The sequence below is a fragment of the Streptomyces sp. NPDC004838 genome, assembly GCF_053600955.1.
This window is the reverse complement of the sequence record NZ_JBSGAW010000013.1, coordinates 169,265-195,920: the sequence shown is the minus strand read 5'-3', so window position 1 is coordinate 195,920 and position 26,656 is coordinate 169,265. Positions and strand designations below refer to the sequence as shown.

The 26,656-nt window shown below is 71.4% G+C and carries 23 protein-coding genes and 1 pseudogene; 11 read left to right on the top strand and 13 right to left on the bottom strand.

Features of this window, described 5'->3' with window-relative positions:
- Positions 1–185 precede the first annotated feature (185 nt).
- Genes ACWEFL_RS17515 through ACWEFL_RS17495 form a run of 5 tightly spaced genes read right to left on the bottom strand, consistent with a single transcriptional unit; the run spans position 186 to position 5,893 of the window.
- Positions 186–986, bottom strand: coding sequence for a type III pantothenate kinase (locus tag ACWEFL_RS17515; protein ID WP_451712989.1), 801 nt, complete (start codon positions 984–986; stop codon positions 186–188).
- Entirely contained in the window at positions 986–2,002 is a 1,017-nt protein-coding gene (gene nadC / locus ACWEFL_RS17510) for a carboxylating nicotinate-nucleotide diphosphorylase (RefSeq protein ID WP_451712986.1), read from the bottom strand. The genes ACWEFL_RS17515 and nadC overlap by 1 nt, the downstream gene beginning before the upstream one ends.
- Positions 1,999–3,759, bottom strand: coding sequence for an L-aspartate oxidase (locus ACWEFL_RS17505; RefSeq protein ID WP_451712984.1), 1,761 nt, complete (start codon positions 3,757–3,759; stop codon positions 1,999–2,001). Before ACWEFL_RS17505 ends, nadC begins: the two co-directional genes overlap by 4 nt.
- Positions 3,756–4,976, bottom strand: coding sequence for a pantoate--beta-alanine ligase (gene panC / locus ACWEFL_RS17500; RefSeq protein ID WP_451712981.1), 1,221 nt, complete (start codon positions 4,974–4,976; stop codon positions 3,756–3,758). Before panC ends, ACWEFL_RS17505 begins: the two co-directional genes overlap by 4 nt.
- Positions 4,973–5,893, bottom strand: a complete 921-nt coding sequence (locus ACWEFL_RS17495) for a Rossmann-like and DUF2520 domain-containing protein (RefSeq protein WP_451712978.1) — start codon at positions 5,891–5,893, stop codon at positions 4,973–4,975. Before ACWEFL_RS17495 ends, panC begins: the two co-directional genes overlap by 4 nt.
- Before the next feature lie 261 nt (positions 5,894–6,154).
- Here ACWEFL_RS17495 and ACWEFL_RS17490 point away from each other — a divergent pair, with 261 nt between their 5' ends.
- Both ACWEFL_RS17490 and ACWEFL_RS17485 read left to right on the top strand, forming a co-directional pair.
- Positions 6,155–7,420, top strand: coding sequence for a threonine aldolase family protein (locus ACWEFL_RS17490; RefSeq protein ID WP_451713053.1), 1,266 nt, complete (start codon positions 6,155–6,157; stop codon positions 7,418–7,420).
- 278 nt (positions 7,421–7,698) lie between these two features.
- Positions 7,699–8,817 (top strand): DUF5937 family protein, encoded by a 1,119-nt coding sequence (locus tag ACWEFL_RS17485; protein WP_451713050.1) that lies wholly within the window; start codon positions 7,699–7,701, stop codon positions 8,815–8,817.
- Between the two features lie 230 nt (positions 8,818–9,047).
- Here the strand turns inward: ACWEFL_RS17485 and ACWEFL_RS17480 are convergent, their stop codons facing one another.
- From ACWEFL_RS17480 to ACWEFL_RS17470, 3 genes are all read right to left on the bottom strand, one after another.
- A complete protein-coding gene (locus tag ACWEFL_RS17480) occupies positions 9,048–9,650 on the bottom strand; it encodes an AAA family ATPase (protein WP_451712976.1) in 603 nt (200 codons plus the stop codon).
- A gap of 10 nt (positions 9,651–9,660) precedes the next feature.
- Positions 9,661–10,344 carry a response regulator gene (locus tag ACWEFL_RS17475; protein ID WP_451712973.1) on the bottom strand — a complete coding sequence of 228 codons (684 nt, stop codon included), beginning with the start codon at positions 10,342–10,344 and terminating at the stop codon, positions 9,661–9,663.
- A 155-nt stretch (positions 10,345–10,499) separates the two neighbouring features.
- The gene (locus tag ACWEFL_RS17470) at positions 10,500–11,693 is read right to left on the bottom strand and encodes a sensor histidine kinase (RefSeq protein ID WP_451712972.1); all 1,194 of its coding nucleotides are present in this window, start codon (positions 11,691–11,693) and stop codon (positions 10,500–10,502) included.
- Between the two features lie 90 nt (positions 11,694–11,783).
- On the opposite strand from ACWEFL_RS17470, the gene ACWEFL_RS17465 reads away from it, so the two are divergent.
- A complete protein-coding gene (locus ACWEFL_RS17465) occupies positions 11,784–12,764 on the top strand; it encodes an SAM-dependent methyltransferase (RefSeq protein WP_451712969.1) in 981 nt (326 codons plus the stop codon).
- A gap of 180 nt (positions 12,765–12,944) precedes the next feature.
- Complete coding sequence (locus ACWEFL_RS17460) at positions 12,945–14,087, top strand: NADH-quinone oxidoreductase subunit D (RefSeq protein ID WP_451712966.1); 1,143 nt, start codon at positions 12,945–12,947, stop codon at positions 14,085–14,087.
- 206 nt (positions 14,088–14,293) lie between these two features.
- Here the strand turns inward: ACWEFL_RS17460 and ACWEFL_RS17455 are convergent, their stop codons facing one another.
- From ACWEFL_RS17455 to ACWEFL_RS17440, 4 genes are all read right to left on the bottom strand, one after another.
- Positions 14,294–15,568 carry a hypothetical protein gene (locus ACWEFL_RS17455; RefSeq protein WP_451712963.1) on the bottom strand — a complete coding sequence of 425 codons (1,275 nt, stop codon included), beginning with the start codon at positions 15,566–15,568 and terminating at the stop codon, positions 14,294–14,296.
- Between the two features lie 183 nt (positions 15,569–15,751).
- Positions 15,752–16,726, bottom strand: a complete 975-nt coding sequence (locus ACWEFL_RS17450; RefSeq protein WP_451712960.1) for an ABC transporter substrate-binding protein — start codon at positions 16,724–16,726, stop codon at positions 15,752–15,754.
- Between the two features lie 350 nt (positions 16,727–17,076).
- A complete protein-coding gene (locus tag ACWEFL_RS17445) occupies positions 17,077–17,772 on the bottom strand; it encodes an ABC transporter permease (protein WP_451712957.1) in 696 nt (231 codons plus the stop codon).
- A complete protein-coding gene (locus ACWEFL_RS17440; RefSeq protein WP_451712954.1) occupies positions 17,772–18,488 on the bottom strand; it encodes an ABC transporter permease in 717 nt (238 codons plus the stop codon). Before ACWEFL_RS17440 ends, ACWEFL_RS17445 begins: the two co-directional genes overlap by 1 nt.
- 194 nt (positions 18,489–18,682) lie before the next feature.
- Here ACWEFL_RS17440 and ACWEFL_RS17435 point away from each other — a divergent pair.
- Positions 18,683–19,825: pseudogene (locus tag ACWEFL_RS17435) on the top strand (ABC transporter ATP-binding protein); the annotation flags it as partial.
- Between the two features lie 115 nt (positions 19,826–19,940).
- On the opposite strand, the gene ACWEFL_RS17430 reads toward ACWEFL_RS17435, so the two are convergent.
- Complete coding sequence (locus tag ACWEFL_RS17430; protein ID WP_451712951.1) at positions 19,941–21,053, bottom strand: alpha/beta hydrolase; 1,113 nt, start codon at positions 21,051–21,053, stop codon at positions 19,941–19,943.
- Between the two features lie 205 nt (positions 21,054–21,258).
- On the opposite strand from ACWEFL_RS17430, the gene ACWEFL_RS17425 reads away from it, so the two are divergent.
- The 6 genes from ACWEFL_RS17425 (at position 21,259) to ACWEFL_RS17400 (ending at position 26,424) form a co-directional block, all read left to right on the top strand.
- Positions 21,259–23,259 carry a phosphatidylglycerol lysyltransferase domain-containing protein gene (locus tag ACWEFL_RS17425; RefSeq protein ID WP_451712949.1) on the top strand — a complete coding sequence of 667 codons (2,001 nt, stop codon included), beginning with the start codon at positions 21,259–21,261 and terminating at the stop codon, positions 23,257–23,259.
- A 57-nt stretch (positions 23,260–23,316) separates the two neighbouring features.
- Complete coding sequence (gene folP, locus ACWEFL_RS17420) at positions 23,317–24,165, top strand: dihydropteroate synthase (protein ID WP_451712947.1); 849 nt, start codon at positions 23,317–23,319, stop codon at positions 24,163–24,165.
- Positions 24,162–24,614 (top strand): nuclear transport factor 2 family protein, encoded by a 453-nt coding sequence (locus ACWEFL_RS17415; RefSeq protein WP_451712946.1) that lies wholly within the window; start codon positions 24,162–24,164, stop codon positions 24,612–24,614. Before folP ends, ACWEFL_RS17415 begins: the two co-directional genes overlap by 4 nt.
- 285 nt (positions 24,615–24,899) lie before the next feature.
- Positions 24,900–25,259, top strand: coding sequence for a dihydroneopterin aldolase (folB, locus tag ACWEFL_RS17410; RefSeq protein WP_451712943.1), 360 nt, complete (start codon positions 24,900–24,902; stop codon positions 25,257–25,259).
- On the top strand, positions 25,256–25,843 hold the full coding sequence (gene folK / locus ACWEFL_RS17405) for a 2-amino-4-hydroxy-6-hydroxymethyldihydropteridine diphosphokinase (protein ID WP_451712941.1): 588 nt from the start codon (positions 25,256–25,258) through the stop codon (positions 25,841–25,843). The genes folB and folK overlap by 4 nt, the downstream gene beginning before the upstream one ends.
- A gap of 89 nt (positions 25,844–25,932) precedes the next feature.
- The gene (locus tag ACWEFL_RS17400) at positions 25,933–26,424 is read left to right on the top strand and encodes a DUF3180 domain-containing protein (protein WP_451712938.1); all 492 of its coding nucleotides are present in this window, start codon (positions 25,933–25,935) and stop codon (positions 26,422–26,424) included.
- Positions 26,425–26,656: the final 232 nt, after the last annotated feature.

The following is a 26,656-nucleotide window of genomic DNA, read 5'->3' as shown; positions in this document are numbered from 1 at the left end:
GAGCCCGCACGGAATGAGCCCACGCCGGCGATGGCGGCGCGGGGTCCGAAGCGGAGCCCCGGGGGAAACCCGCGCCACGCCGCGGCCCGCCCGCCGTGGCCGCGCGAGGGCCGGACGGCCGAGGGCCGGGGGGCCGGGGGCCGAGGGCCGGAGGGGCAGGAGGCCGGGGGCAGGGGTGCTGGGGGCTACATGCGGGCGATGTTGCGTTCGTAGACGAGTCGGAGGCCGATGAGGGTCAGCCAAGGCTCGTGTTCGTCGATCTGCGAGGACTCTCCGAGGACCATCGGGGCGAGCCCGCCCGTCGCGATCACCGTCACCTCCTCCGGCTCCTCCGGCGCCAGCTCCCGCTTCATGCGCTGGACGACGCCGTCGACCTGGCCCGCGAAGCCGTAGACGATGCCGGACTGCATCGCCTCGACCGTGTTCTTGCCGATCACACTGCGCGGGCGGGCCAGCTCGATCTTGCGGAGCTGCGCGCCCTTGACGCCGAGCGCTTCGACGGAGATCTCGATGCCGGGCGCGATGACCCCGCCCGCGTACTCGCCGCGCGTGCTCACCGCGTCGAAGGTCGTCGCCGTGCCGAAGTCGACGACGATCGCGGGCCCGCCGTAGAGATCGACCGCCGCGACCGCGTTGATGATGCGGTCCGCGCCGACCTCCTTGGGGTTGTCCATGAGGATCGGCACACCGGTCTTGATGCCGGGTTCGACGAGGACCGCCGGGACGTCGCCGTAGTAGCGGCGGGTGACCTCGCGGAGTTCGTGGAGGACGGAGGGGACCGTGGAGCAGATGGCGATGCCCTCGATGCCGTCGCCCAGTTCCACGCCGAGGAGCGGGTGCATGCCCATCAGGCCCTGGAGGAGGACGGCCAGTTCGTCCGCGGTGCGGCGGGAGTCGGTGGAGATGCGCCAGTGTTCGACGATCTCGTCGCCGTCGAAGAGGCCGAGGACCGTGTGCGTGTTGCCGACGTCGATGGTGAGCAGCATCAGACGTCCGCCTCACGCAGGTCGAGTCCGATGTCGAGGATGCGGGAGGAGTGGGTGAGGGCCCCCACCGCGAGGAAGTCGACGCCCGTCTCCGCGTACGCCCGCGCGTTGTCGAGGCTGAGGCGGCCGGAGGATTCGAGGATCGCGCGGCCGTGGACGATCGCGACGGCCTCCTCCGTCTCGGCGGGCGTGAAGTTGTCCAGCAGGATCAGATCCGCGCCCGCGTCGAGCACTTCGCGCACCTGGTGCAGGGTGTCGACCTCGACCTCGACGGGAAGGCCGGGGTACGCGTCCCGTACCGCCTTGAAGGCCGCCGCGACGCCGCCCGCCGCGATCACGTGATTGTCCTTGACCAGGGCCGCGTCGGAGAGGGACATACGGTGGTTGACGCCGCCGCCGCACCGCACCGCGTACTTCTCCAGGGCGCGCAGGCCGGGCGTCGTCTTGCGGGTGTCGCGGACCTTCGCCTTCGTGCCGTCGAGGATGTCCGCCCACGCGCGCGTGGCGGTCGCGATGCCGGAGAGGCGGCACAGGAGGTTGAGCGCGCTGCGCTCGCCCGTGAGCAGTTCGCGGGTGCCGGTGGTGACCGACAGCAGCTTCTGGCCCGCTTCGACGCGGTCGCCGTCCTCGACGTGCCGTACGACCTCGAACTCCTCCGTGGCGACGACGGAGAGGACCGCCTCGGCGATCTGGAGCCCCGCGACCGTACCGGCCTCGCGGGCGGTGAAGTCCCCGGTCGCGACCGCGTCCGCGGGGACGGTCGCCGCGCTCGTCACATCCGTACCGCCGTCGAGGTCCTCGGCGAGTGCGAGATGGGCGATGTCCTCGACCTGTACGGGGTCGAGGCCGGCGTCCGCGAGCAGCGCGGCGAGCGCGGGGTCGAGTCCGCACTCGTACACCTCGTCCTCACCCCCGCAGCCGCAGCCGTCGCCGCAGCCGCCGGCCTCGGGGGCCGGTGCTCCGATCTGGATCAGGGGTACGTCCACGGGTTGCGGACGTTCTTCGGGCGTGCTCACGGCAGGGACTCCCTAGGGGCTGTCGGCGGGAAGGCGGTGCTCTCGGTGCGGTGGACGACGAGGGAGCGGTCGGGTGCGAGGCGCACCACCAGGTGGCGGCTCCATGTCGCGTCGTCGCGGTCGGGGCGGTCCTCGCGCCAGTGGCAGCCCCGGGTCTCCTCACGTGCCAGCGCGGACGCGGTCAGCACCCTCGCGACGCAGAGGAGGTTGGAGGTCTCCCAGGACTCGACGCCGGGCTCGGCGGCCTTCGCGCGGCTGTCTCCCCCGGCCGCCGCGCGATGGACCTCGTCCAGCGCCCTGGCGGCCTCTTCGAGGCTCGCCGCGGAGCGCAGGACGCCCGCTCCGTGCGACATGATCCGCTGGATCACGGCGCGGGACTCGGGAGCGATCAGCGGCAGGAGGGAGGGGGTCGCCGGGGCCGTGGGGCCGCCCGCGGGCTGTGGGGCGTGCGGGATGCGTGGGGCGTGCGGGACGCGTGGGGCGCGGGCGAGCGTGGCGACGTCGGCGGCGATCCGCTCGGCGAAGACGAGACCCTCCAGGAGGGAGTTGGAGGCCAGCCGGTTGGCGCCGTGCACCCCCGTGCAGGCGACCTCTCCGCACGCGTACAGGCCGGGGACCGTGGTGCGGCCGTGCAGATCGGTCCGTACGCCGCCGGAGGCGTAGTGCGCGGCGGGCGCCACCGGGACCGGGTCGGTGACCGGGTCGATGCCGTGGCTCCGGCATGCCGCCAGGATCGTGGGGAAGCGCTGCCGCCACATCTCCTCGCCGAAGTGGCGGGCGTCCAGATACATGTGGTCCGCGTCCTGCTCCCGCATGCGGCGCATGATGGCCTTGGCGACGATGTCGCGGGGGGCCAGCTCGGCCAGCTCGTGCTCTCCGAGCATGAAACGGACGCCGGCCGCGTCGACGAGATGGGCGCCCTCTCCCCGCACGGCCTCGGAGACGAGCGGCTGCTGGCCCTCCGAATCGGTGCCCAGGAAGAGGACCGTCGGGTGGAACTGGACGAATTCGAGGTCCGAGATCTCCGCTCCGGCGCGGAGCGCGAGCGCCACGCCGTCGCCGGTGGAGACGGCCGGGTTGGTGGTGGCGGAGAAGACCTGGCCCATGCCGCCGGTGGCGAGGACGACGGCCGGGGCGTGGACCGCTCCGACGCCGTCGTGCTGGCCCTCGCCCATGACATGGAGGCTGACACCCGCCGTACGGCCTTCGGCGTCCGTGAGCAGGTCCAGGACCAGGGCGTTCTCGATCGTACGGATGGTTCGGGGGCCCGCGTCGTGGACCGCTTCGACGAGTGCGCGGGAGATCTCGACGCCCGTCGCGTCGCCGCCCGCGTGGGCGATGCGGCGACGGTGGTGGCCGCCTTCGCGCGTCAGCTCTATCTCGCCGCTGGCGGAGGTGTCGAACTGCGCGCCGGTCGCGATCAGCCGATGCACCGCGCCGGGGCCTTCGGTGACGAGGAGGCGTACGGCCTCCTCGTCGCAGAGGCCCGCGCCCGCGACGAGGGTGTCGCCCAGGTGCTGTTCGGGCGTGTCGCCCTCGCCGAGCGCGGCGGCGATGCCGCCCTGGGCCCAGCGGGTGGAGCCGTCGTCGAGGCGGGCCTTGGTGACCACGACCGTGGAGAGCCCGGCGGCGGCGCAGCGGAGCGCGGTGGTCAGGCCCGCGACGCCGGAGCCGACCACGACGACGTCGGCGGTGATGTCCCAGCCGGGCGCGGGGGCGTCCAGCCGTATGCCGGTGGGCCGGGGCGCGGCGGTCACGAGGGGGCTCCCAGTCTGAGGGGGATGTTGTCGATCAGGCGGGTCGTGCCGACCTTGGCGGCGACCGCGAGGATCGCGTCGCCCTGGTGGTCGTCGGGGACCTCGGTGAAGGTGGCCGGGTCGACGAGCGCGAGGTAGTCGAGGGCGATCGGCGGGGTGGCGCGGGCGGCCTCTTCGAGTACGGCACGGGCCGCTGCCTTGACGGCCGGGGCCCCGCCCGGGGCCGCCTGTGCGACGGCGGCCGCGTCGGCGGCGGCGCGGGCCTCGCCCATCGCGGAGAGCGCCTCGGCGCGGGCACGGGTGCCGGGGACGGCCTCCGCCCTGGCCAGCAGCGCCTGCTGGGCGGCGAGGCGGTCATGGGCCGCGAACAGGGCGCGGGACAGGGAGAGCGCGGTGGCCCGCTCGGCGGGCGAGAGGAAGCGGTTACGGCTGGACAGGGCGAGGCCGTCGTCCTCGCGGACGGTCTCCACGCCGATGATCTCCACAGGGAAGTCCAGTTCACGGACCATCCGGCGGATCAGCGCGAGTTGCTGCGCGTCCTTCTGTCCGTACAGCGCGAAGTCGGGGCGGGTGAGGTGGAGCAGCTTGGCGACGACGGTGAGCATGCCGTCGAAGTGGCCGGGCCGGGTGGCGCCTTCGAGGCGCTCGCCCATGGGGCCCGCGGCGATGCGGACCTGTGGCCGTCCGTCCGGGTAGATCTCTTCGGCGGCGGGCGCGAAGACGATGTCGGCGCCCGCGGCCTGTGCGGTGGCGAGATCGGCGTCGAGGGTACGGGGGTAGCGGTCGAGGTCCTCTCCCGCGCCGAACTGGAGCGGGTTGACGAAGACGGTGACGATGACGAAGCCCTTGCGGCCGACGCGCTCGCGGGCCGCGCGGATGAGCGTCGCGTGGCCCTCGTGGAGGGCGCCCATGGTCATGACGACGGCGGTGCGGCCGGGGACGGCGAAGTGGTCGAGGGAGTACTCCAGGTCGTCGAGGGTCGGGACGAGCTCGACGCCGGACGCGGAGGAACGGGACGCGAAAGAGCGGGACGCGGAGGAACCGGACGCGGGTGGGGTGCCTGGGGTACGTGGTTCGGCGGAGTCTCGGGGGTCGCCTGGGTCGCCGGGGGTACGGGCGGCTGGGGAGGCGTCGGCGTCGGGGGCCCTGTGGGGATCCGCCACGGGTTCGGGGGCTGTGGACGGGGCGCGCTCGCTCAGCCGCTGTCCGAGGGTCATCGCTGATCGCCTTCCGCGAGGACGCCGAGCAGGTCTTCGGCCAGCTCGGGCTTGAGCAGACCATGCGCGAGGGCTCGGTCGGCGGTGGAGCGGGCCATGGCGAGATAGCCGGCGACCGCGGCCGGCGCGTGCTTACGCAGCTCGGCGATGTGCGCCGCGACGGTGCCGGCGTCGCCACGGGCGACGGGGCCGGTGAGGGCCGCGTCACCCGAACGCAGCGCGTTGTCCAGGGCCGCGCCGAGCAGGGGGCCGAGCATACGGTCGGGGGCGGCGACCCCTGCCGTGCGCAGCAGCTCCATCGACTGGGCCACCAGGGTGACCAGGTGGTTCGCGCCGAGGGCGAGGGCGGCGTGATAGAGCGGGCGCGCCTCTTCCTCGATCCACTCGGGCTCACCGCCCATCTCGATCACCAGGGCTTCGGCGGCGAGCCGCAGCGCCTCGGGCGCGGTCACGCCGAACGAGCATCCGGCGAGCCGCTGGATGTCCACGCTGGTCCCGGTGAACGTCATCGCGGGGTGCAGCGCGAGCGGCAGCGCGCCCGCGCGCGTGGCCGGGTCCAGCACCTGTGTGCCGTACCGGCCCGAGGTGTGCGCCAGCAGCTGTCCCGGCCGTACGGCGCCGGTCTCGACGAGTCCGTCCACCAGCTTGGGCAGCGCGTCGTCGGGGACGGTCAGCAGGACCAGCTCGGCACGGGCGAGGACTTCGATGGGCGGGACGACCGGCACATCGGGCAGCAGCTCGGCCGCTCTGCGCACGGACGCGTCCGAGACACCGGAGACCGCCACGGGCCGGTGCCCGGCGAGCTGGAGCGACGCCGCGAGCACCGGTCCGACCCGGCCGGCGCCGACGACGCCGACGGTCAGACGGGCGGGGCGGTCGCGCGGGTCGAGCGACTCTGGTGGTGCTGTGGCATTCACGCGGTGGGGCCTTCCGTTCCAGTCCGCGGTGGGTACCGGACGATGTTCCGTCATGCTACGCCAGCGCCGCTGGAGCCCCTCCCGCTGTCCACAGGCAAGTTATCCACAGGCGTGGACGGCGAAATGGAGTGCCGGGAATGATCGAGTGGTGGCCGGGCGGTGGCTGGGGTAGTGGCCAGGTGGCGGCTGAGACGGTGATCGGGGAGTGGCGGTCACGGAGGGGAACGACGCGCGAGGAAAGGGGGTTTCGGCATGGCCGGCATGGCCGAGGAAGCACGGGAAGCGGACGGCGCGGCAGACGGTGAAACCGGCTGCGCGGAGGGAGTGGAGGCGGGAGGGGCATTGGAGGCAGGGGAGGCAGCGGAGGCGAGGGAGGCATTGGGGGCGGGGAAATCGCAGGAGGATCTGCGGAGGCGGTTGCGGGCGGCGTGGGCGGCGTCGGATCGGGTGCTGTGGCGCAGCGCGGGCGATCGGTCCATGGCCGACCGGCTGACGGCCCTGGCAGCGGACGCCGGGGCGGTCCACGACCTCTCGGAGTCGGCGGATTTCTACGGGAACGGGGTGGTGGAGGAACTGGAGCGGCGGACCGCGGCGCTGCTGGGCTTCCCGTCGGCCCTGTTCTTCCCGACCGGGACGATGGCCCAGCAGGTGGCGCTGCGATGCTGGGCGGGGCGCACGGGGAACGCGACGGTGGCGCTGCATCCCCTGGCCCATCCGGAGGTGCATGAGCGGGGCGCGTTCGGTGCGGTGAGCGGCCTGCGCACGGTCCGTCCGACGACCGAGCCCCGGTTGCCCACGGCCGACGAGATCCGGGGCTTCGAGGAGCCCTTCGGCTCCTTGATGCTGGAACTGCCGCTGCGGGACGCGGGGTTCGTGCTGCCGACCTGGGACGAGCTGGTGGCGGTGGTGGACGCGGCGCGCGAGCGGGACGCGGTGGTGCACTTCGACGGGGCTCGGCTGTGGGAGTGCCCGTCGCACTTCGGGCGCTCGCTGCCCGAGATCACGACACTCGCGGACAGCGTGTACGTGTCGTTCTACAAGTCCCTCGGCGGCCTCTCGGGCGCGGCCCTGGCAGGGCCCGAGGATCTGATCGCGGAGGCCCGCGCCTGGCGCCACCGGTACGGCGGGTTGCTCTTCCAGCAGTTCCCGGCCGCTCTTTCGGCGCTCCTCGGCCTGGAGCGCGAGCTGCCCCGGCTCCCGTCGTACGTCGCCCACGCGAAGGTGGTCGCCGCCGCCCTGGCCGACGCCCTCCGCGACTCCTCCGCCCCCTGGTTCCGTGTGCATCCGGAGGTTCCCCACACCCACGAGTTCTTCGTCCACCTCCCGTATCCGGCGGACATTCTGGACAGGGCGTCGCTGAGACAGGCGGAGGACACTCGGGTGACTCTCTTCCGCGGCTGGTCGTCCATGGGCTGCCCGCCCGGAGTCTCGTTCGCGGAGGTGACGGTGGCCTCACCGGGCCTTCAGTGGACTGCCGCCGATGTGAAGGAGGCGGTGGCGGGGTTCATGAGGGGAGTGGAGAGCTAGCGGGCGGCGGCTCGCAGACGGCCCCGCAGTCGCGGGCCTCACAGGCGCGGGCCTCGCAGGGCACGGTCGAGAGCCGTCCGCGCTTGTGTGCGGACCGCCCACCGGACCACCGGACCACCGGACCGCCGACCCGTCGGTCGGACGCTCGGCGAAGTCGACTCTCGCGTTCACGACCGTCACACCGCGCCCGCGCGGGAGCGGCCGTGACGCCGATTGACGAGGCCCGTCAACCGGTTCCACGCCTCCGTACCGGAACCCGCACCATGGGACACGTGAGCGTGACCATCGACATCAGCGGACTCCCCCAGGAGCGCATCGCCTTCGACGTCTCTCCCCTCGCCGAGCTGGGGGTGGCCCTGCACGCGCTCGCCGAGCCGGGGCACCACCCCGGCCTGCACGGCTGGGCGACCGCCACGGCCGCCGGGCTGAAGCCGGATCTGGCGGACCGGCTGCACGAGGCGGAGTTCCTGTGGCGGACCACGTTCTCGGATGTGTTCATGCCGTTCGCCGGGCTCACCTCCGCGGAGGCCGGCGGCCGGACGGGAGCCACCCTCGCCGATGAGCTGGACCTCCTGGACCGGCTCGACGACGAGCGGTTCGTCTCCGCCGCCCTGGACTTCACCTGCGTGAGCGCCTACGCGGGCGGGCGGGCCGCCCTCCACGACCCCGTCCAGCGCGACCGGGCGCTCGGGATCGCCGCCACGCGCGGCCCCGAGGTGCTGGAGATCACCAGGCGGCTGCTGAACGACCCCGCCTCCGTACGCGCGTGGCTGCGCAGGCTCTTCGAAGACTGTCAGGAGGCGTTCTTCGCCGATACATGGGCCAGGGTCGCGCCCCAGCTCGCCGCCGACGCCCGGCACAAGACCGAACTGCTGCGTCGCAGGGGCCTCGCCGAGGCCCTCCAGGCCGTCTCCCCCGCGCTCACGCTGGACGACGACCGCTCCCGTATCACCGCCGACAAGCTCTCCGAGGGACGGACGACCGCCGTCGATCCGGCCGTGGGCGCGGGGCTCACCCTCATACCGTCCAGCTATGGCTGGCCGCATCTGATGGTGCTGTACGCGCCGGGATGGCGACCGGTCATCCACTACCCCATCGGTTCGCCCTCGCCGGCCGGCTCCGCCGCGCCCGTCGAACAGCTGAAGCTGCGCATGGAGGCGCTCGCCCACCCCATGCGGATGCGGCTGTGCCGCAATCTCGCCCGTACGCCTTTCACGACGAGCGAGCTGGCGGACGCGCACGGCATCACCGCGCCCGAGGTCTCCCGTCATCTCGCCGTGCTGAAGAAGGCGGGGCTGCTCACCACCCGCCGCCGTGGCCGGTATGTGCTGCACCAGCTCGACGTCACCGCCGTGGCCCGGCTGGGCAGCGACTTCCTGGAGATCGTCCTGCGGTGAAGAGCCCGAACGGGCGCGAAGGGACGCGAGCGGGCGTGAGCGGGCGCGAGCGGCGCGAATGAGCCGGACCCGGACCGGAGGGAGCAGGGGGCCGGACCGGAGGGAGCAGGGCCGGGCCGGAGGGAGCAGGGCCGGGCCGGAGGGAGCAGGGTCAGGCCGGGGGGAGCAGGGTCAGGCCGGGGGGAGCAGGGTCAGGCCGGGGGGAGCAGGGCGGGGCCGGGGGAGTTCGCTCAGACGACGCGCACGTGTTTGATCCCCGTCCACGCCTTGCGCAGCCGGTGCCGTAGCGGCCCGTCCGTGTTCGGTCTCAGGCTCAGCCCCGCCGACGCCGCGATACGGTCCGCCACCCGCGGCACGCTCAGCCGGTCGGTGTGGATGTGCTCGCCGAAGAGGGGATCCCTCAGCCGGTCGAGGCAGAGGTCCAGCCGCCTCACGGCGAAGCTCTCCGTCTTGAGGCCGAACCCCAGCCCGCGCTCCCTCAGCCGCCGCAGCACCGTCTCGCGCTCCGCGAGCAGCGAGAAGTGACGGACCTCGTGCCCCGCTTCCCGCAGCCGCCCCACCGTCTCCTCGAAGTACGCGGGCTCCACGACCGTCATCGGCGCGATCACCACGCCCTCGTACTCCCGCAGCGTCAGATCGAGCGCCTCGAACACCCCCTGCCGCCAGGCGGGCAGGTCCTGGAAGTCGTCGCGCAGGGCCCGTGGGGTCATCCCGTGCAGCCCAAAGCCGACGCGCTCGGGGTCACTGACGAAGCTGCCGGTCAGCCGCCGGTTCAGTTCGTACGCGGTCTGGGTCTTGCCGCCCCCGAAGGGGCCGTTGATCCACAGAAGCATGCGGACGACCCTACAAAGGAGAGTTTCCGCCACCGCCCGCGCGCACCAGACCCGTCTCGTACGCCAGCACCACCACCTGCACCCGGTCCCGCAGATTCAGCTTGGTGAGGATCCGGCCCACATGGGTCTTCACCGTGGCCTCGGACAGGACGAGCCGGGCCGCGATCTCGCCGTTCGACAGCCCCTGGGCGACGAGCAGCATCACCTCGCGTTCGCGGTCGGTGAGCCGTGTCAGCTCCTTCTGCCCCGGCTCGACTCCGCTGCTCGGCAGCATCGGCGAGAAGCGGTCCAGCAGGCGTCGCGTCGTCGACGGGGCGACGACCGCGTCCCCGCTGTGCACCGAACGGATCGCGCCGAGCAGTTCGGCGGGCGGCACGTCCTTGAGCATGAAGCCGCTGGCCCCGGCCTTCAGCCCGGAGAAGGCGTACTCGTCGAGGTCGAAGGTGGTCAGGATCAGGACCTTCGGCGGATTCGGGGCGGCACAGATCCGCCGGGTCGCCTCGACCCCGTCCAGCCTCGGCATTCGCACGTCCATCAGCACCACGTCGACCGCCGTGGAACGCAGGGTCTCGATCGCCTCCGCGCCGTCGCCCGCCTCCGCGACGACTTCCATGTCCGGCTGGGCGGCGAGCACCATCCGGAACCCGGTACGCAGCAGCACCTGATCGTCGACGAGCATCACACGGATGGACATATCGGCAGGATCCTCATTCTGTCTCTGGCTGTCTGCGCTGTCTGCGCTGTCTGCGCTGTCTCTGAACTGTCTCTGAACTGTCTGTGTTGCCTGAGTCGGCTGACTCTGTCGTGGCTGGGGAGCGACTGAGAACCGGGCGGGTCGCCGGGACCCGGTCAGGCGGGTTTCAGCGGGAGCAGGGCACTGATGCGGAAGCCGCCTCCGGGCCTCGGCCCCGCGTCCAGCGTGCCGCCGACCATACCGACGCGCTCACGCATCCCGATGAGCCCATGGCCCTGGCCGTCCGCGCCGCCGTCCTCGTACAGCTCGTGCGCCGCGCCGCGCCCGTCGTCCTCGACCAGCAGACCGAGCCCGTCGTCGAAGTAGACGAGCCGCACACTGGCGCCGACCTCGGGACCGCCGTGCTTGCGCGAGTTGGTCAGCGCCTCCTGGACGATCCGGTACGCGGTCAGCTCGACGCCGCTCGGCAGCTGCCTCGGCGTTCCCTCGATCTTGAAGTCCACGGTCACACCCGACCTCCGCACCTGCTCGACGAGTTCCTCGATCTGCTGGACGTCGGGCTGCGGAACGTACTCCCCGCTCTCCGGGTCGTCCCCCGTCCGCAGCACGCCCAGCAGCCGCCGCATCTCCGCGAGCGCCTGGCGGCCGGTCGTGGAGATGGTCTGCAGCGCCTGCTTGGCCTGGTCGGGGGCCGCGTCGAGCACATAGGCCGCGCCATCGGCCTGCACCACCATCACCGAGACGTTGTGTGCGACGACATCGTGCAGCTCACGGGCGATCCTGGCGCGCTCGGCGGCGACCGCCACCTTCGACTGCGCCTCACGCTCCTTCTCCAGCCGGGCCGCCCGCTCCTCCAGTTGCAGGAAGTACGCCCGGCGCGTGCGTATCGAGTCTCCGAGCGTCCAGGCGAGGGCGAACGGCACGGTCAGGATGATCGCGAAGAAGATCCTGCCGAGGGTGTTCGTGCCCTGCTCCGGCCAGCGGATCTGCGAGAGCGCCGCCGCGCAGAGCCCGCCGACCAGGGCCAGCCGGGACGCCCAGCGGGACGCGGACTGCGCGGCGACCGTGTAGATGATCACCATCATCGCGAAATCGCCCGGCAGGACCGGAATGTCCAGTGCCAGCTGGGCCACGCCCAGCAGCGCGGCGAGGATCAGCATCTTCTCCGGCATCCGGCGGCGCAGCGCCACGACCAGACTCAGCCCGAGGACGACCAGGACGGCGGCCCACTCGGGCTCGTCGTACCGGTTCGTCGCCACACCCATGACGGAGAACGCCAGAAGCACGACAGCCCAGAAGCTGTCGACACCCGTGGGGTGGTTGCGGAGGAAGTCATAGAGACGCTGCACGTAACCCAGAGTAGGGAAGCTTCCACGGTGCAGGGGTCAACCGCCAGAGCGATCCGAACAGCGGAGGCGTACTCCGCAAGGTGGAGACTGATGGGCGTGACGGACGAGACGGACACGCGAGACGCTTGGCTGACCTGGCGGGACGCGGCGGAGGCCGCGCTGTACGGGCCGGGAGGCTTCTATCTGCGCCCCGAGGGCCCGGCCGGACATTTCCGCACGTCCGTGCATGCTTCGCCCCTCTTCGCCTCGGCGGTGGCGCGGCTGTTCCTGGAGACGGCCGAGGCACTGGGCGCGTGCGAGGACGGACACGCGTTCGTCGATATGGGGGCGGGGCGGGGCGAGCTGTTGACGGGTGTGCTGGCGGCCCTGCCACGGGGGTTCCCGGTACGCGCGTACGCGGTCGAGCGGGCACCCCGTCCCGAGGGGCTGGATCCGCGCATCGTCTGGCTGTCCGCGCCGCCCGCCGGGGTCACCGGGCTGCTCTTCGCGAACGAGTGGCTCGACAATGTGCCGGCCGATGTCGCGGAGGCCGACGCGGACGGGGTGCCACGGCTGGTTCTCGTCCGTCCCGACGGCACGGAACGCCTCGGTCCGCCCGTGGTCGGCGCGGACGCGGAGTGGCTGGAGCGGTGGTGGCCCCTGGGCGAGCCCGGCGCCCGCGCGGAGATCGGCCGTCCGCGCGACGAGGCGTGGGCCGCGGCGGTCTCGACGCTCCGGGCGGGGCTGGCGGTGGCGGTGGACTACGGGCATACGGCTCAGGCCCGGCCGCTCTTCGGCACGCTGACCGGCTTTCGCGCCGGCCGCGAGGTCCGGGCGGTGCCGGACGGGAGCTGCGATCTCACGTCGCATGTGGCGATGGACGCGTGCGCGGGGGGCCGGGGGGTTCTGACGACCCAGCGGGACGCTCTCCGCGCGCTGGGGGTCTCGGCCGAGCGCCCGCCGCCGGCGATGGCGTCGTCGGACCCCGTCGGGTATGTGCGAGCGCTGTCCGCGGTGGGGGAAGCGGGGGAACTGCTGGGTCGGGGCGGTGGGCTCGGTGACTTCCTCTGGCTCCAGGAGAGGGTCGGGTAGGCGGGGTCGGCCCCTGGGCACGGGCGGGGCGAGGGCGAGGGCGAGGGCGAGGCGGGGCACGGACGAGGCAGGGTCGGCCCCTGGGCGCGGGCGAGGCGGGGCACGGGCGAGGGTGAGGCGGAGCACGGGCCAGCCCCTGGGCACGGGCGAGGCAGGGCGCGGGGCAGGGATACTGGGGGGATGACGGAGACCACCTTCAGCGTCGGCGGGGCCGCCGAGCGGACCGACATGGTCCTCAACATCGGGCCCCAGCATCCCTCCACCCATGGTGTCCTCCGGCTGCGGCTCGTCCTCGACGGCGAGGTCATCCAGCACGCCGAACCCGTCATCGGCTATATGCACCGCGGCGCGGAGAAGCTCTTCGAGGCCCGTGACTACCGGCAGATCGTGATGCTGGCGAACCGGCACGACTGGCTCTCCGCGTTCTCGAACGAGCTGGGCGTCGTCATGGCCGTGGAGCGGATGCTCGGCATGGAGGTCCCCGAGCGCGCGGTGTGGACCCGGACACTGCTCGCGGAGCTGAACCGGGTACTGAACCATCTGATGTTCCTCGGGTCGTACCCTCTCGAACTCGGCGGGATCACCCCCGTCTTCCACGCCTTCCGTGAGCGCGAGGAACTCCAGAGCGTCATGGAGGAGATCTCCGGCGGCCGGATGCACTACATGTTCAACCGGGTCGGCGGCCTCAAGGAGGACCTTCCGGCGGGCTGGCCGGGGCGGGTGCGGCACGCCGTCGCCGAGGTGCGTTCGCGGATGGACGTGTACGACCGGCTGGTGCTCGGGAACGAGATCTTCCGGGGGCGGACCCGCGGTGTCGGCGTGCTGTCGGCGGACGCGGTGCACGCGTACGGGGTGAGCGGACCCATCGCCCGCGCGTCGGGCGTGGACTTCGATCTGCGGCGGGACGAGCCGTATCTGGCGTACGGGGAGCTGGCGGACACGCTCAGGGTGGTCACCCGCGCCGACGGTGACTGTCTCGCCCGGTTCGAGGTGCTGCTGGACCAGACGCGCAACTCGCTGGACCTGGCGGACGCCTGCCTCGACCGGATCGCGGAGCTGGCCCCCGGTCCGATCAACCAGCGGCTGCCCAAGGTGCTCAAGGCCCCGGAGGGGCACACCTACGCCTGGACGGAGAACCCGCTCGGGATCAACGGGTACTACCTGGTGTCCAAGGGGGAGAAGACCCCGTACCGGCTGAAGCTCCGCTCGGCGTCGTACAACAACATCCAGGCCCTCACCGAGCTGCTGCCGGGCACCCAGGTCGCCGACATGGTGGCGATCCTGGGGTCGCTGTTCTTCGTCGTCGGCGACATCGACAAGTAGCGAGCGCCCGGCAGGCCGCCGGGCGGCCAGGGGCACGGGCGCTCGCGGCGGGCCCGCATCGTCGGAAGCCGGGCCGGACCGTCAGAAGCCGGGCCCAATCGTCCAGAAGCCGGGCCGGACCGTCAGGACCGGGCCGGACCGTCAGGAGCCGCCCCGGATCGTCAGAAGCCGGGGCCGCATCGTCAGGAGCCGGCGCGGACGGGCCGTCAGGTGCTGACGGCGTTCCGCAGGCGGCCCAGGTCGAGCTTCTCCGTCTCGTCGTGCACGGTCAGATCGATGACATCACCGGGCTCGTGCGTGGCGCCCCCGGTCGCGCCCAGTTCCTCGGCCAGCGCCTCCTCGCCCACCACATCGGCGAGATCTTCCTTGTGCGCGGCCTCGATCGCCCTCGCCTCGACGGCCCTGCTCTCGATCGCCCTCGCCTCGACCGCCGCGGTCTCAATGGCCTTGGTTTCCGCGGCACCGCCCTCGATCGCCCTCTGCGCGCCCGTCCCCGCTGCCGTGACGTCGGCCGGGTGCCCGTGGTGCGCGCCGAAGAAGTCGAAGCCGCCCTCGGGACGACGCTTGCCGGGCCCGGGCCGGCGGCGCTGTCCGTACGGCACGATCGCCGCGGCGACCGAGGCGGCGCGCCTGACGGGGACGGCGGTCGTCGGGCGGGTGTGCTGCTCGTCCTCCGCGCCCGCCGCATGCCCGCGCCGAGGCTCCGGCGTCCGGGCGGCCGTGTCCACGGCAACGTCCATGTTCGCGTCCATGTTCGCGTCCATGTTGGCGTTCTTGTCCGCGTCGATGTCCGTGCCCGTCTTCGCGGCCGCTCGGGCGGCCGTCCGCGCGGCCAGTTCCGCGGCCTCCTCCGCGGCCGATTCCTCGTCGGCCGCCCGCTCCGCGAGTTCCAGCCTGCGTGCCTCCTCGGCCATACGCCTGGCCTTCTGCTCGGCGGCGTTGCGCGCGAGGTCGTCCAGTGCCTTTGCGGCACGGAGGTACGCGGAGGGGGGCGTCGCCCCGGTCGGCAGCAGCGCCTTGGGCGAGGAGACCTCGATCGCGAGCCGGCGGCGGCCTTCGAGGGCGCTGGCCCGCTCGGTCTCGGCGGTGGCGTACCGGCGCAGCAGTTCGGCGTGCTCACCACGGAGCGCGGCCAGTTCGACCCGCTTGGAACGGAGCTTCGCGTCGAGCTTGGCGCGCAGCTCGCGCGACTCCTCGACGTCCGTCTCCAGTTCGGCTATGCGCTCCTCCGCCTGCCAGGCGTCGCTGGCACGTCCCCTGGTGAGGTCGGCGACCGCGCGTCCGGCGGACCGGTCCCAACTGCGCATCAGAAAGGCGCCGCTGACCGCCGCGGCCGCGGCGGCCGCGGTCAGGGTTCGGAGCAAGGCCGGTTCCGAGAGAAACCACGCGCCGGCGGCACTCAGTACCGACGCTCCGGCGACCACCGAAGGCGGCAGCAGCCTGTGCAGGGGAGGGGAATGGCGGTGGCGTCCACGGGGCATGGTGGGAAATTTACCGTGTGCCGCCGCCGAATGGGATGTCGGGTCGGCAAATAACGTTCCGGTAAGCCGGAAAACAAGCGGGCGAGAACGGCGGACCGTCCCTCCCCGGTTTCCTCACCGCCACTTCCGCTCTGATACCGAAGGGAAACCCGGGGCCTCAGGGGCCCCGGGGCCGCCCGTCGACTACTTCTTCAGAAGGCCCTTGGACTCCAGATACGCCTTGGCCGCGTCCTCGGGCTTGGCCCGCTCCGAGTCCACCTTGCGGTTCAACTCCGCCAGGTCCTCCGTGGTCAGGGCCTTGGTCACCTTGTCGAGCGCGGCGGCTATCTCCGCGCTTCCCGCGTCCTTGGCATTGACCACCGGCAGGACGTTGTCCGCGTTCTGGAGCTTCTTGTCGTCGTCGAGGAAGACAAGCCCGTCGATGACGGCGTCGGTGGTCGTGGTCAGCACCAGTTGATCGGTGCCGTCCCTGACCGCCTGCTTGGACTGCGGGGTGCCGACGCCCTTGGGGTCGATGCCCGTGACATCAATACCGTACGTCTTCTTCAACCCCGGCGCGCAGAAGGGTCGCACCTCGCACTCGTCGCCCGCCGCGATCTTGACCTTGAGCTTCGACTTACCAAGATCGGAAAGGGTCTTGAGGTTGTTCTTCTCGGCGAATTCCCTGCTGACGGCGAACGCGTTCTGATCGACGGCCTCGCCCGCCGGGAGCACCTTCAGCCCGCGCGGCTCCGCGAGCCGCGTCAGCGCGGCGACGGTGGCGGTCACATCGGAGGAGGCGACGGGCTTCTCGTCGGGGGCCTTGGGCCCGTTCGCCTTCGCGTTGAGGAATTCGGCGAGCGTCGCCGCGTATTCGGGTACGACGTCGATCTCGCCCTTCTCCAGCGAGGGCTCGTACAGCTCGCGGTTCTTCACCGTCGTCACGGAGGTCTTATAACCGGCGTCGGCCAGGATCTGCGCGTACAGCTCGGCGAGCACCTTGGACTCGGTGAAGGACGCGGAGCCTATGACGAGTGAGCCCTTTCCGCCCGAACCGCCGCCTGATCCGGATCCGTTCTCCGATTTTTCGAGGCTGTCGCCGCCACCGCACGCGGCGAGGGAACCCGCGAGGGTCAGCGCGGCGAGTACCGCTCCCGCGATTCGCGAGGGCTTGTTCATGACTCGTACTCCGTTCAACAGTTCGGATTTTTCAGGGCTGCGAGGTTGCGAGGTACCGAGGTCGCCGGGTTCCGAGGTTGACGGGCTCCGGCGTTTGAGGGTCGGGGCTTTCGGGATTGTGCGGTTATGGCAGTTGTACGACCGCGTGGTTGTGACAGTTGCGCGGTTGCGGGGTTCTGGGTTTCGGGGTTTTCCGGTTCCGTGGTTCACCATCCCGGACTTGTGGAGCTTGCCATTCCGGAAACGGCCGACGGTTCTGGGGTTCTAGGGTTCTGCGGTACTGCCGTTCTGCGGTTTCGAAGGGGGAGCCGGATTTCACGGGGCAGGAGTTCGCCTGGGGCGGGACACGGTCAGACCGCCGTCGTACGCGTCACGGGCTGAAGGGACCTGCGGCGCGGGTCGATCAGCCGGTCCGCCGCCACCAGCACCCCCTCCACCGCCAGCGCGAGCAGCGCCGCCAGCAGTGCGCCCGCCACGACCTGCGGGGTGTTGTACGTATTGAACCCTGCGGTGATGATCCGGCCGAGGCCGCCCTGCCCCACCATCGACGCGATGGTGGCCGTGGCGACGACCTGCACCGCGGCCGAGCGCAGCCCCGTCATCAGCAGCGGGTAGGCCAGCGGCAGTTCGACCCGGAGGAAGAGCTGCGGACCCGACATCCCCATCCCCCGCGCCGCCTCCACCACCGCACGGTCCACCTCCCGCATCCCCACATACGCGTTGGTGAGCAGCGGCGGCACGGCGAACAGCACCAGGGCGATGATCGTCGGAGCGTAACCCGCGCTTCTGAGGGGGGTGAGCATGAAGAGCGCGAGCACGGCGAACACCGGTATCGCCCGGCCCGCGTTGGAGATGTTGACCGCGAGCGCGCCCCCCTTGCCCAGATGCCCCAGCCAGAACGCGATCGGCAGGGCTATCGCGCAGGCCAGCCCGAGCGCCACCCCGCTGACGTAGATGTGCTCGCCCAGCCGGTGCCAGACACCGCTCTCCCCCGACCAGTTGGATCCGGTGGTGAGCCAGGTCCAGGCGTCCGCCAGCACCCCCATCAGTTCGCCCCCTTGACCGCGTGCTCCTGAGCGGCCCTGTGTACGCGGGTCCAGGGGGTCAGCAGTCGCTGCAAACCGAGCAGCAGCAGATCGGCGACCACCGCGAGCAGCACACAGAGCACGGACGCCGTCAGCACCTGCGCCTTGAAGGTGGTCTGCACCCCGTCGTCGATGAGATTGCCGAGCCCGCCCTTGCCGACGAGCGCGCCGACCGTCGTCAGGGCGACGGTCGAGACGGTGGCTATGCGCAGGCCCGCCATCAGCGCGGGCAGCGCCAGTGGCAGTTCGACCTCCCAGAGCAGCCGCCCCGGCCCGTATCCCATGCCGCGCGCCGCTTCCCGCGCCTCGGCGGGCACCGCTTCGAGACCGGCCATGATGTTCCGTACGAGAATGGTGAGCGAGTACAGCACCAGACCCGTCACGACCAGCGCCGCCGAGAGTCCGAAGACCGGCAGCAGCAGCGAGAACATCGCCAGCGACGGAATCGTGTAGAGCAGGGTCGTGAGACCGAGCACGGGGCCGGCGAAGGCGGGCTTCGCCCGTGCGAGCAGCGCCAGCGGAAACGCCACGGCGAGACCGATCAGCACCGAGAGCACGGTGATCCACACATGCTGGACGGTCGCGTCGGTCAACTCCTCACCGCGCGTGCGGAGGTACTCGCCGCAGATCCAGTCATTGGCCGCCAGACAGCTCTGCGCGGCCAGTCGCACACTCATGCCTCCCCACCTCCCCACCCACGCGGAACCCATGCCCACCGCACCCGGATCGTCTCAGGAAGGCGATCGATCCGCGCGCCGGCCGCATGCCGAACGTATGTCTGGTGACCCTAACGCTGAGCACTGACAATCGCGGAGGACCGCCACACGGCGGCAACATGGCCTTCACACAGCACCCGTCACAATGGGGAACCATGATCCGTTTCGAGCATGTCACCAAGCGGTATCCGGACGGGACGACAGCCGTGGACGATCTGTCGTTCGAGGTCGCCGAGGGCGAACTGGTCACGCTCGTCGGACCGTCCGGCTGCGGCAAGACCACCACCATGAAGATGGTCAACCGGCTGATCGAGCCCAGCAGCGGCCGGATTTTCGTGGACGGAGAGGACATATCCTCCGTCGACCCGGTCCGGCTGCGCCGCCGTATCGGCTATGTCATCCAGCAGGTCGGCCTCTTCCCGCACAAGACGGTCCTCGACAACACGGCGACCGTCCCCCACCTCCTCGGCTGGCAGCGCTCCAAGGCGCGGGCCCGTGCCGCCGAGCTCCTGGATCTGGTCGGCCTGGACCCGAGGGTCTACGGCGACCGCTACCCCGAGCAGCTCTCCGGAGGGCAGCGGCAGCGCGTCGGCGTGGCCCGCGCGCTCGCGGCCGATCCGCCCGTCCTGCTGATGGACGAGCCCTTCGGCGCGGTCGACCCGGTGGTGCGCGAGCACCTCCAGAACGAGTTCCTCAAGCTCCAGTCCCAGGTCCGCAAGACCGTCCTCTTCGTGACCCACGACATCGAGGAGGCCGTACGCCTCGGGGACCGTATCGCCGTCTACGGGCAGGGCCGGATCGAGCAGTTCGACGCGCCGGCGGCCGTGCTCGGCACACCGGCGACGCCGTACGTCGCGGACTTCGTCGGCGCGGACCGGGGCCTCAAGCGGCTCTCGGTGACGCCCATCGAGGAGAGCGACCTGGAGCAGCCGCCCGTCGTCCACCTCGATGACGCGCTGCCCAGGGAACTCGGAGCGCGCTGGGCCGTCGTCCTGGACCGCGAGGAGAATCTGCACGGCTGGATCTCGGCGGAGAACGCCCGCGCCAAGGGCGCCGTACGGGAGCACGCGCGCCGGATGGACGCCTGGCTGCCGCTCGGCGCATCCCTCAAGCAGGCGTTCGCGACCATGCTCCAGCACGACGCGGGGTGGATCGCCGTGATCGACGAGGAGGAGACGGGGCACTTCCTCGGCGTGCTGACCCCGGCGAAGCTGCACGAGGCGCTGCGGCGGTCGATCGACGCGGACGCCCAGGACATCTCCCGTACCGAGGTCGAACTGGAGTCGATCGCCACGGTCCCACCGGCCGCGACTGTCGCATCGGTCACGTCGGCCGGAGCCGCCGACGCCACGGGGACGGCCGACGCCACCGGGGACACCGGAGCCGCCGACACCACCGGAGGCGCCGGACCCGTCACGTAGCGCTGAGCCGGCCGCTCATCCAGACCAGCGTGGGCGGGATCTCCCGCCGCCAGGTGGTGAAGTTGTGACCACCGCTGTCCAGCATGATCGACGAGACGCGCGCGGGCGGCCTCACCTTGTCGATGAAGCGCAGGGTCGGCTTCAGGTTGCCCTCCCCCGATCTGGAACTGGTGACCAGGAAGGACGACTTCCCCTGCGGCAGATGGTCGAGGCTCCACAGCAGATCGGCGCGTTTCCGCGCCGCCTCGTCACCGTGGAAGAGATCGCCGGTCGTCAGGTCGTCGGCGGCCTGGTAGTACGCCGAGAGCCCGGCGCCCGCGGAGAACCGGTCCGGATGGTGCAGAGCGATCTTCAGCGCGCAGTAGCCGCCGGTCGAATTGCCGATGAACCCCCAGTTCCGCGGTTCGGCGCCGACCCGGTACGTCCCCGAGACCGCCTTGGGCAGATCCCGCGCGAAGAAGGTCTCGGTCTGCGGCCCACCCGGAATGTCCACGCACTCCGTGTCCCTCGGCGGCGCGACCGTCGGCCGCAGCATGACCAGGATCATCGGCCGCATCCTCCCCTCCTTCACCAGCCGGTACGCCGTGCTCGGATACCGCAGCCCCTTGATCAGGTTCTCCGCCGTGCCCGGATAGCCGGTCAGCACGACCGCGGCGGGGAAGGTGCTCTTCGCGTACTCCGCCTGGAAGTACTCGGGTGGCAGATAGACATACGCCGGGCTGTCGATCCGCGACTTCTCGCCCGCCACCACGACCTTCTGGATCCGCCCGCCCCTCTCGGGCCGTGATCCGCCCGGCACGTCGAGCCGCAGCTCCTTCACCACCTTGATCCGCTCGCCCCCGGCCGAATGGTCGACCACGACCCCGAGCTTCTGTTCCCGGCCGAAGAGGTCGGCCCAGGATCCGTAGAAGAGGAACGCGTTGTTCGCCGCGAGGCCCACCGCCGCGAACAGCGCCAGCTGAGTCACCAGCAGCACACCGACCCGTCCGGCGCCCGCGCGCGGGCCGCGTCCGGCCAGCCGCGGCCAGAACCGGACGGTCCCCGCGAACAACAGCACCGCCACCACGATCGCCGAGGCCAGGACTGCGGAACTGGTCAGACCCATGAACGTACAAGCCCCCTGAGATGAGAATTTTCTGTGAAGAAGAGTGAACCGACCCCCCGGAACCTCCGTCCTAGAGGGCGCGAATCAACCCGCAGTCGGTCCACCAACCGCCTTCGGACCACGCGCCACGGCCCATGACCCGACCGGCGACGAACGAGCGACGGCCGTCGGACCCACGGAAACTCTCGCGGAATCACGGGAAGCGATGTCTGTAGCGGAAGATGGCGACAAATCACGATTGGTTCCTGATTGGGTACGCCGGAGCCTGGCGGAGGACGGCCGGGTACGGCGGATACTGCGCGGCCCCCGGCCCTCCTCCGTTCCCACCCTCGTCGGCACGGTCTGCACCCTGATCGGCCTGATCGACATCGTCGCGGGAATCGCTCCGCGCTTCCGGCACAGCCGCGCGCACGCGCTCGTCGAGGTGCTCCCCGGAGCCATCGGGCCCTTCGCCGCCGCGCTCTCGTTGAGCGTCGGCATACTGCTTCTGCTGCTCGCGCACGGGCTCAAGCGCCGCAAACGCCGGGCCTGGCGGGCCGCCGTGTTCCTGCTGCCGGCGGGAGCCGCCGTGCAGTTCGTCTACCGGCACTCGGTCGTCGGCGCGGTGATCTCCCTGACCGTCCTCGTGCTGCTGCTGCGTCATCGCGACCAGTTCGCGGCTCTGCCCGATCCCCGCAGCCGGTGGAAGGCGCTCGCCAACTTCGTCCTCATGGGCGCCGCCTCGCTCGGGCTCGGCCTGGCCGTCGTCAGCACGCACCCGGGCAACGAGATCGGCAGCCCGAGCCTGACGGACCGGCTGGAGCACACGCTGTACGGGCTCGTCGGCTTCGAGGGCCCGATCGACTACAGCGGCAACGACTCCTGGACCGTCGCGTACTCCCTCGGCGCGCTCGGTCTGCTGACCGCGGTCACCACCATCTATCTGGCCCTCCGGCCCGAGCACCCGGCCGCGCGCCTCACCGAGGACGACGAACGCCGGCTGCGCGATCTCCTCGCCCGCCACGGCGGCCGGGACTCCCTCGGCCACTTCGCCCTCCGCCGCGACAAGGGCGTGGTCTTCTCCCCCAGCGGCAAGGCGGCCGTCTGCTACCGCGTCGTCTCCGGAGTGATGCTCGCCAGCGGCGACCCCATCGGCGACGTGGAGGCGTGGCCCGGCGCGATCGAACGCTTCATGGACGAGGCCAAGGCCCACTCCTGGACCCCCGCCGTGATGGGCTGCTCGGAGACCGGAGGCGAGGTCTGGACCCGTGAGACCGGTCTGGACGCACTGGAGCTGGGCGACGAGGCGGTGGTGGACGTAGCGGATTTCTCGCTCGGCGGGCGCGCGATGCGGAACGTACGGCAGATGGTGAAGCGCATTGAGCGCAACGGGTACACCACTCGCGTACGGCGTGCCCGGGACCTCTCCGGCGAGGAACTGGAACGGATCCGCCGCGCCGCCGCGCACTGGCGCGGCACCGACACCGAGCGCGGCTTCTCCATGGCGCTGGGGCGGATCGGCGACCCGTCCGACCAGGACGCGGTGATCGCCACCGCGCACAAGACGGCCGACGATGGCGCCACGGCCCCGTACGGAGACCTGAAGGCGATCATCCACTTCGTGCCGTGGGGTACGGACGGCATGTCCCTGGAGCTGATGCGGCGCGACCGCTCGGCCGATCCCGGTATGAACGAGCTTCTGATCGTCGCGGCTCTCCAGGCCGCGCCGGATCTGAAGATCGACCGCGTCTCCCTGAACTTCGCGATGTTCCGCTCGGCCCTCGCCCGTGGCGAGAAGATCGGCGCGGGACCGGTGCTGCGGAAATGGTGCTGGCTGCTCGTCTTCCTCTCCCGCTGGTTCCAGATCGAGTCCCTCTACAAGTTCAACGCGAAGTTCCGGCCCCGCTGGGAGCCGCGGTTCGTGGTGTTCCACAGCAAGCGGCACCTGCCGCGGATCGGCTTCGCCGCGATGCAGGCGGAGGGCTTCGTGACGCTGGCGATGCCGCGGCCGTTCGCGCGACGGCGCAAGGCGCGGGCGGGGCGACCGTGCGCGCATGTGCTGCCGGTGACGGCGCGGACGGGGACGGGGACGGCGGGTCCGGGGGGTTCGGCAGGTTCGGGGGGTTCGGCAGGTTCGGGGACAGGTTCGAAGGCGGGTACCACAGCTCCGGGCACGGAGGGTCCGACTACAGGGACAGGGACGGGGGAGAACATGCGGGCGGCGTGAGACGGGGCGCCGCGCGGGGCCCATGAACGTTTCCGGTCACAGCACTAGGCTGGATCTATGAGTACGTTGGCTGGGTTGCCGGAGTGGGATCGCTGCGCGGTCATGGGGGTCGTCAATGTGACGCCGGACTCGTTCTCCGACGGCGGACGCTGGTTCGACACCACCGCCGCCGTCAAGCGCGGACTCGGTCTCGTCGCCGACGGCGCCGATCTCATCGACGTCGGCGGTGAGTCCACCAGGCCCGGCGCGAGCCGGGTGGACGAGGACGAGGAGCTGCGCCGTGTCATCCCCGTCGTGCGCGGTCTCGCCGCCGAAGGCGTCACCGTCTCGGTCGACACCATGCGTGCCACCGTCGCCGACCGGGCCGTCGCGGCCGGCGCCGTACTCGTCAACGACGTCAGCGGCGGGCTCGCGGACCCCGCCATGGTCCCGGCCGTCGCCTCCGCCGGTGTCCCCTTCGTCGTCATGCACTGGCGCGGCTTCAGCGAGGACATGAACAGCCGCGCCGTGTACGAGGACGTCGTCGCCGAGGTCATCGCGGAACTGCGCGACCGGATGGACGCCGTCGTCGACGGCGGGATCCCGCCCGAGCGCATCATCCTCGACCCCGGTCTCGGCTTCGCCAAGGACGCCGGCCACGATCTCGCCCTCGTCGCCCACATCCGGGACTTCCACACCATGGGCCGCCCGCTGCTCGTCGCCGCGTCCCGCAAACGGTTCCTGGGACACGTACTGGCGAAGGACGCGAAGGACGGCGCTCCGCCACGGGCCAGAGAACGCGACGCAGCCACCGCCGCGGTGTCCGCGATCGCCGCGCACGAGGGCGCGTGGGCCGTCCGCGTCCATGAGGTACGGGCCACGGCCGACGCCGTGCGGGTCGCACACGCCGTCGAGGCCGCGCGGTGAACCGTACCGATGTCGAAGTGGTCGAAGAAGCCAACACCACGTTCTACGAGACGATGGAGCGCGGGGACTTCGCGGCCCTCTCGCGGCTCTGGCTCGACGACGAGGTCTCCTGCGTCCATCCCGGCTGGCCGGTGCTCTCCGGACGCGGTGAGGTGCTGCGTTCGTATGCGCTGATCATGTCGAACACCGAGTACATCCAGTTCTTCCTCACCGATGTGAAGGTGAGCGTCACCGGCGACACCGCGCTGGTGACCTGCACGGAGAACATCCTCAGCGGCGGTCCGGCGGAGGAGGCCGGGGAGCTGGGACCCCTCGTCGGGCAGCTCGTGGTCGCCACGAATGTGTTTCTGCGCACCCCTGAAGGCTGGAAGCTCTGGTCGCACCACGGGTCTCCCGTACTGACGGAGACCGACGAGGAAGACGGCCCGGAGGAAGAGTCCACGTCCTGAGCCGGCTCGGTGGAGCGCGCGCTTCCGTCCCGGCGCGGTCGGCACTGGGCACGGGGGTCGTCCGGCGGCACTGGGCACGGGGGTCGTCCGGCGGCGGGGTCCGACGTGGCCGCCTTTCGGGGCGCCGGGCCGAGGCGTGGGAGTGCCACGCGGCCACGGGCCGTCCCTCTGTTGGCCACCCATGGGCAAGGGGTGTCAGTGCTCGCAGGTAGATTCAAAGGGGGCAGAGGGGTCGCGCATGCGCGACCGGATGCCCTCAGACCTACGACAGCAGGAGTGATTCGCGTGGATCGTGTCGCGCTGCGCGGCCTCAAGGCCCGCGGGCACCATGGCGTCTTCCCCAGGGAGCGCGAGGAGGGCCAGACCTTCATCGTGGATCTGGTCCTCGGTCTCGACACCCGGCCCGCCGCCGCCCACGACGACCTGGCGAAGACCGTGCACTACGGCATCGTGGCGGAGGAGGTCGTCGCCGTCGTCGAGGGCGACCCGGTCGACCTGATCGAGACGCTGGCGGAGCGGATCGCACAGCAGTGCCTGAAGCACGACGGCGTCGAGGAGGTCGAGGTCGTCGTGCACAAACCGGACGCTCCGATCACGGTGCCGTTCGACGATGTGACCGTGACGATCAACCGGAGCCGTGTATGAGCGACCCCACTGTCCAGCCCGTGCCCGCGTCCGTCGTGGAGCAGGTCGACGCGGCCGACGTCACCCTGTCCAACCCCCGGCGGGCCGTCATCTCCCTCGGATCGAACCTCGGCAACCGGCTGGAGACCCTCCAGGGCGCGATCGACGCGCTGGAGGACACTCCCGGTCTCCGCGTCAAGGCCGTGTCCCCCGTCTACGAGACCGAGCCGTGGGGCGTGGACCCCGGCTCCCAGCCCTCCTACTTCAACGCGGTGGTCGTCGTGAAGACCACCCTTCCGCCTCAGTCACTCCTGGAGCGCGGGCAGGCGATCGAGGAAGCGTTCGAACGGGTGCGGGAGGAGAGGTGGAGCCCGCGCACGATAGACGTCGACATCGTGGCGTACGCGGACGTCGTCTCGGACGACCCTTCGCTGACACTGCCCCATCCGCGAGCGCACCAACGGGCCTTTGTGCTCGCACCCTGGCACGACGTGGACCCGGACGCGCAGATTCCGGGACAGGGACCGGTCGCGGGGCTGCTGGACGGGGTCGGTCGGGAGGGCGTTTCCGCCCGTGCCGACCTGGAACTGCGACTGCCCGAGTAGGAATCGTTAGGCTCTACCGTCAGCGGCGGAAACACCAGTAGACGCAGCAGTAGACGCAGACGCAAGCAGGGGAAGGACGTGTGCTCTCGGTGAAGCAGCTACGGCTCGGGGTGCTGGCCGGTCTCTTCGCCGGGGCGGGGGTGCTGTCGTGGGCGGGCGCGCGTCTGTGGGAGACGTTCGGCACGCTGCCGAGCGTGCCGCTGGCCGCGCCGATCGTGCTCGCCGTGATCGCGGCGATCCTGACGGCGACGGCGCTGTCCCTGCGGTCCCGCCTCAAGGCGCAGCGGGAGCGGCGGCCGGGTGCCAAGGGGGTCGAGCCGCTCATGGCGGCGCGAGCGGTCGTCTTCGGGCAGGCGAGTGCGTTGGTGGCGGCGCTGGTGTCCGGAATGTACGGCGGCGTGGGGGTCTTTCTCCTGGGGTCCCTGGACATTCCCGCCCGTCGGGACCAGGCGATTTACGCGGGCTTCTCGGTGCTGGCGGGGATCGCGGTGATCGCGGCGGCGCTGTTCCTCGAACGGGTCTGCAAACTCCCCGAGGACCCTGAGAACGGGCCTTCGGGGCGGGGGCACGTGCACGCGTAGCGCGGGGCGCGGGGCGCTTGGCCGCGCGGGGGGGTGCGGGTTGCTTGCGGGCGCGGTGGTGCGGGTTGCCTGCGGGCGCGGGTGGTGCGGGCGCTCGTGCAATGCGGGTTGCCTGCTGCCGCAAGGGGCGTGAGGGCTCGTCCCGTTCGGGTCCGGGGGTCCTCCGGGCTCGACTCCTCGGGGTCGGCGGCATACAGGCACAACAGTCACGAACCCCGAACTTGCCGCCGAT

Excerpts from the sequence above, each read along its gene's own strand:
- ACWEFL_RS17445 (WP_451712957.1), bottom strand. The coding sequence starts at position 17,772 with ATGGGGGTGCTGGCGGACGCCTGGACCTGGCTCACCACCGGATCCAAC.
- ACWEFL_RS17440 (WP_451712954.1), bottom strand. The coding sequence starts at position 18,488 with ATGAGTGTGCGACTGGCCGCGCAGAGCTGTCTGGCGGCCAATGACTGG.
- ACWEFL_RS17455 (WP_451712963.1), bottom strand. The coding sequence starts at position 15,568 with ATGCCCCGTGGACGCCACCGCCATTCCCCTCCCCTGCACAGGCTGCTG.
- ACWEFL_RS17480 (WP_451712976.1), bottom strand. The coding sequence starts at position 9,650 with ATGCTTCTGTGGATCAACGGCCCCTTCGGGGGCGGCAAGACCCAGACC.
- ACWEFL_RS17460 (WP_451712966.1), top strand. The coding sequence starts at position 12,945 with ATGACGGAGACCACCTTCAGCGTCGGCGGGGCCGCCGAGCGGACCGAC.
- ACWEFL_RS17490 (WP_451713053.1), top strand. The coding sequence starts at position 6,155 with ATGGCCGAGGAAGCACGGGAAGCGGACGGCGCGGCAGACGGTGAAACC.
- ACWEFL_RS17425 (WP_451712949.1), top strand. The coding sequence starts at position 21,259 with ATGTCTGTAGCGGAAGATGGCGACAAATCACGATTGGTTCCTGATTGG.
- ACWEFL_RS17430 (WP_451712951.1), bottom strand. The coding sequence starts at position 21,053 with ATGGGTCTGACCAGTTCCGCAGTCCTGGCCTCGGCGATCGTGGTGGCG.
- folK (WP_451712941.1), top strand. The coding sequence starts at position 25,256 with ATGAGCGACCCCACTGTCCAGCCCGTGCCCGCGTCCGTCGTGGAGCAG.
- ACWEFL_RS17450 (WP_451712960.1), bottom strand. The coding sequence starts at position 16,726 with ATGAACAAGCCCTCGCGAATCGCGGGAGCGGTACTCGCCGCGCTGACC.
- panC (WP_451712981.1), bottom strand. The coding sequence starts at position 4,976 with ATGACCCTCGGACAGCGGCTGAGCGAGCGCGCCCCGTCCACAGCCCCC.
- ACWEFL_RS17465 (WP_451712969.1), top strand. The coding sequence starts at position 11,784 with ATGGGCGTGACGGACGAGACGGACACGCGAGACGCTTGGCTGACCTGG.
- folP (WP_451712947.1), top strand. The coding sequence starts at position 23,317 with ATGAGTACGTTGGCTGGGTTGCCGGAGTGGGATCGCTGCGCGGTCATG.
- ACWEFL_RS17475 (WP_451712973.1), bottom strand. The coding sequence starts at position 10,344 with ATGTCCATCCGTGTGATGCTCGTCGACGATCAGGTGCTGCTGCGTACC.
- ACWEFL_RS17515 (WP_451712989.1), bottom strand. The coding sequence starts at position 986 with ATGCTGCTCACCATCGACGTCGGCAACACGCACACGGTCCTCGGCCTC.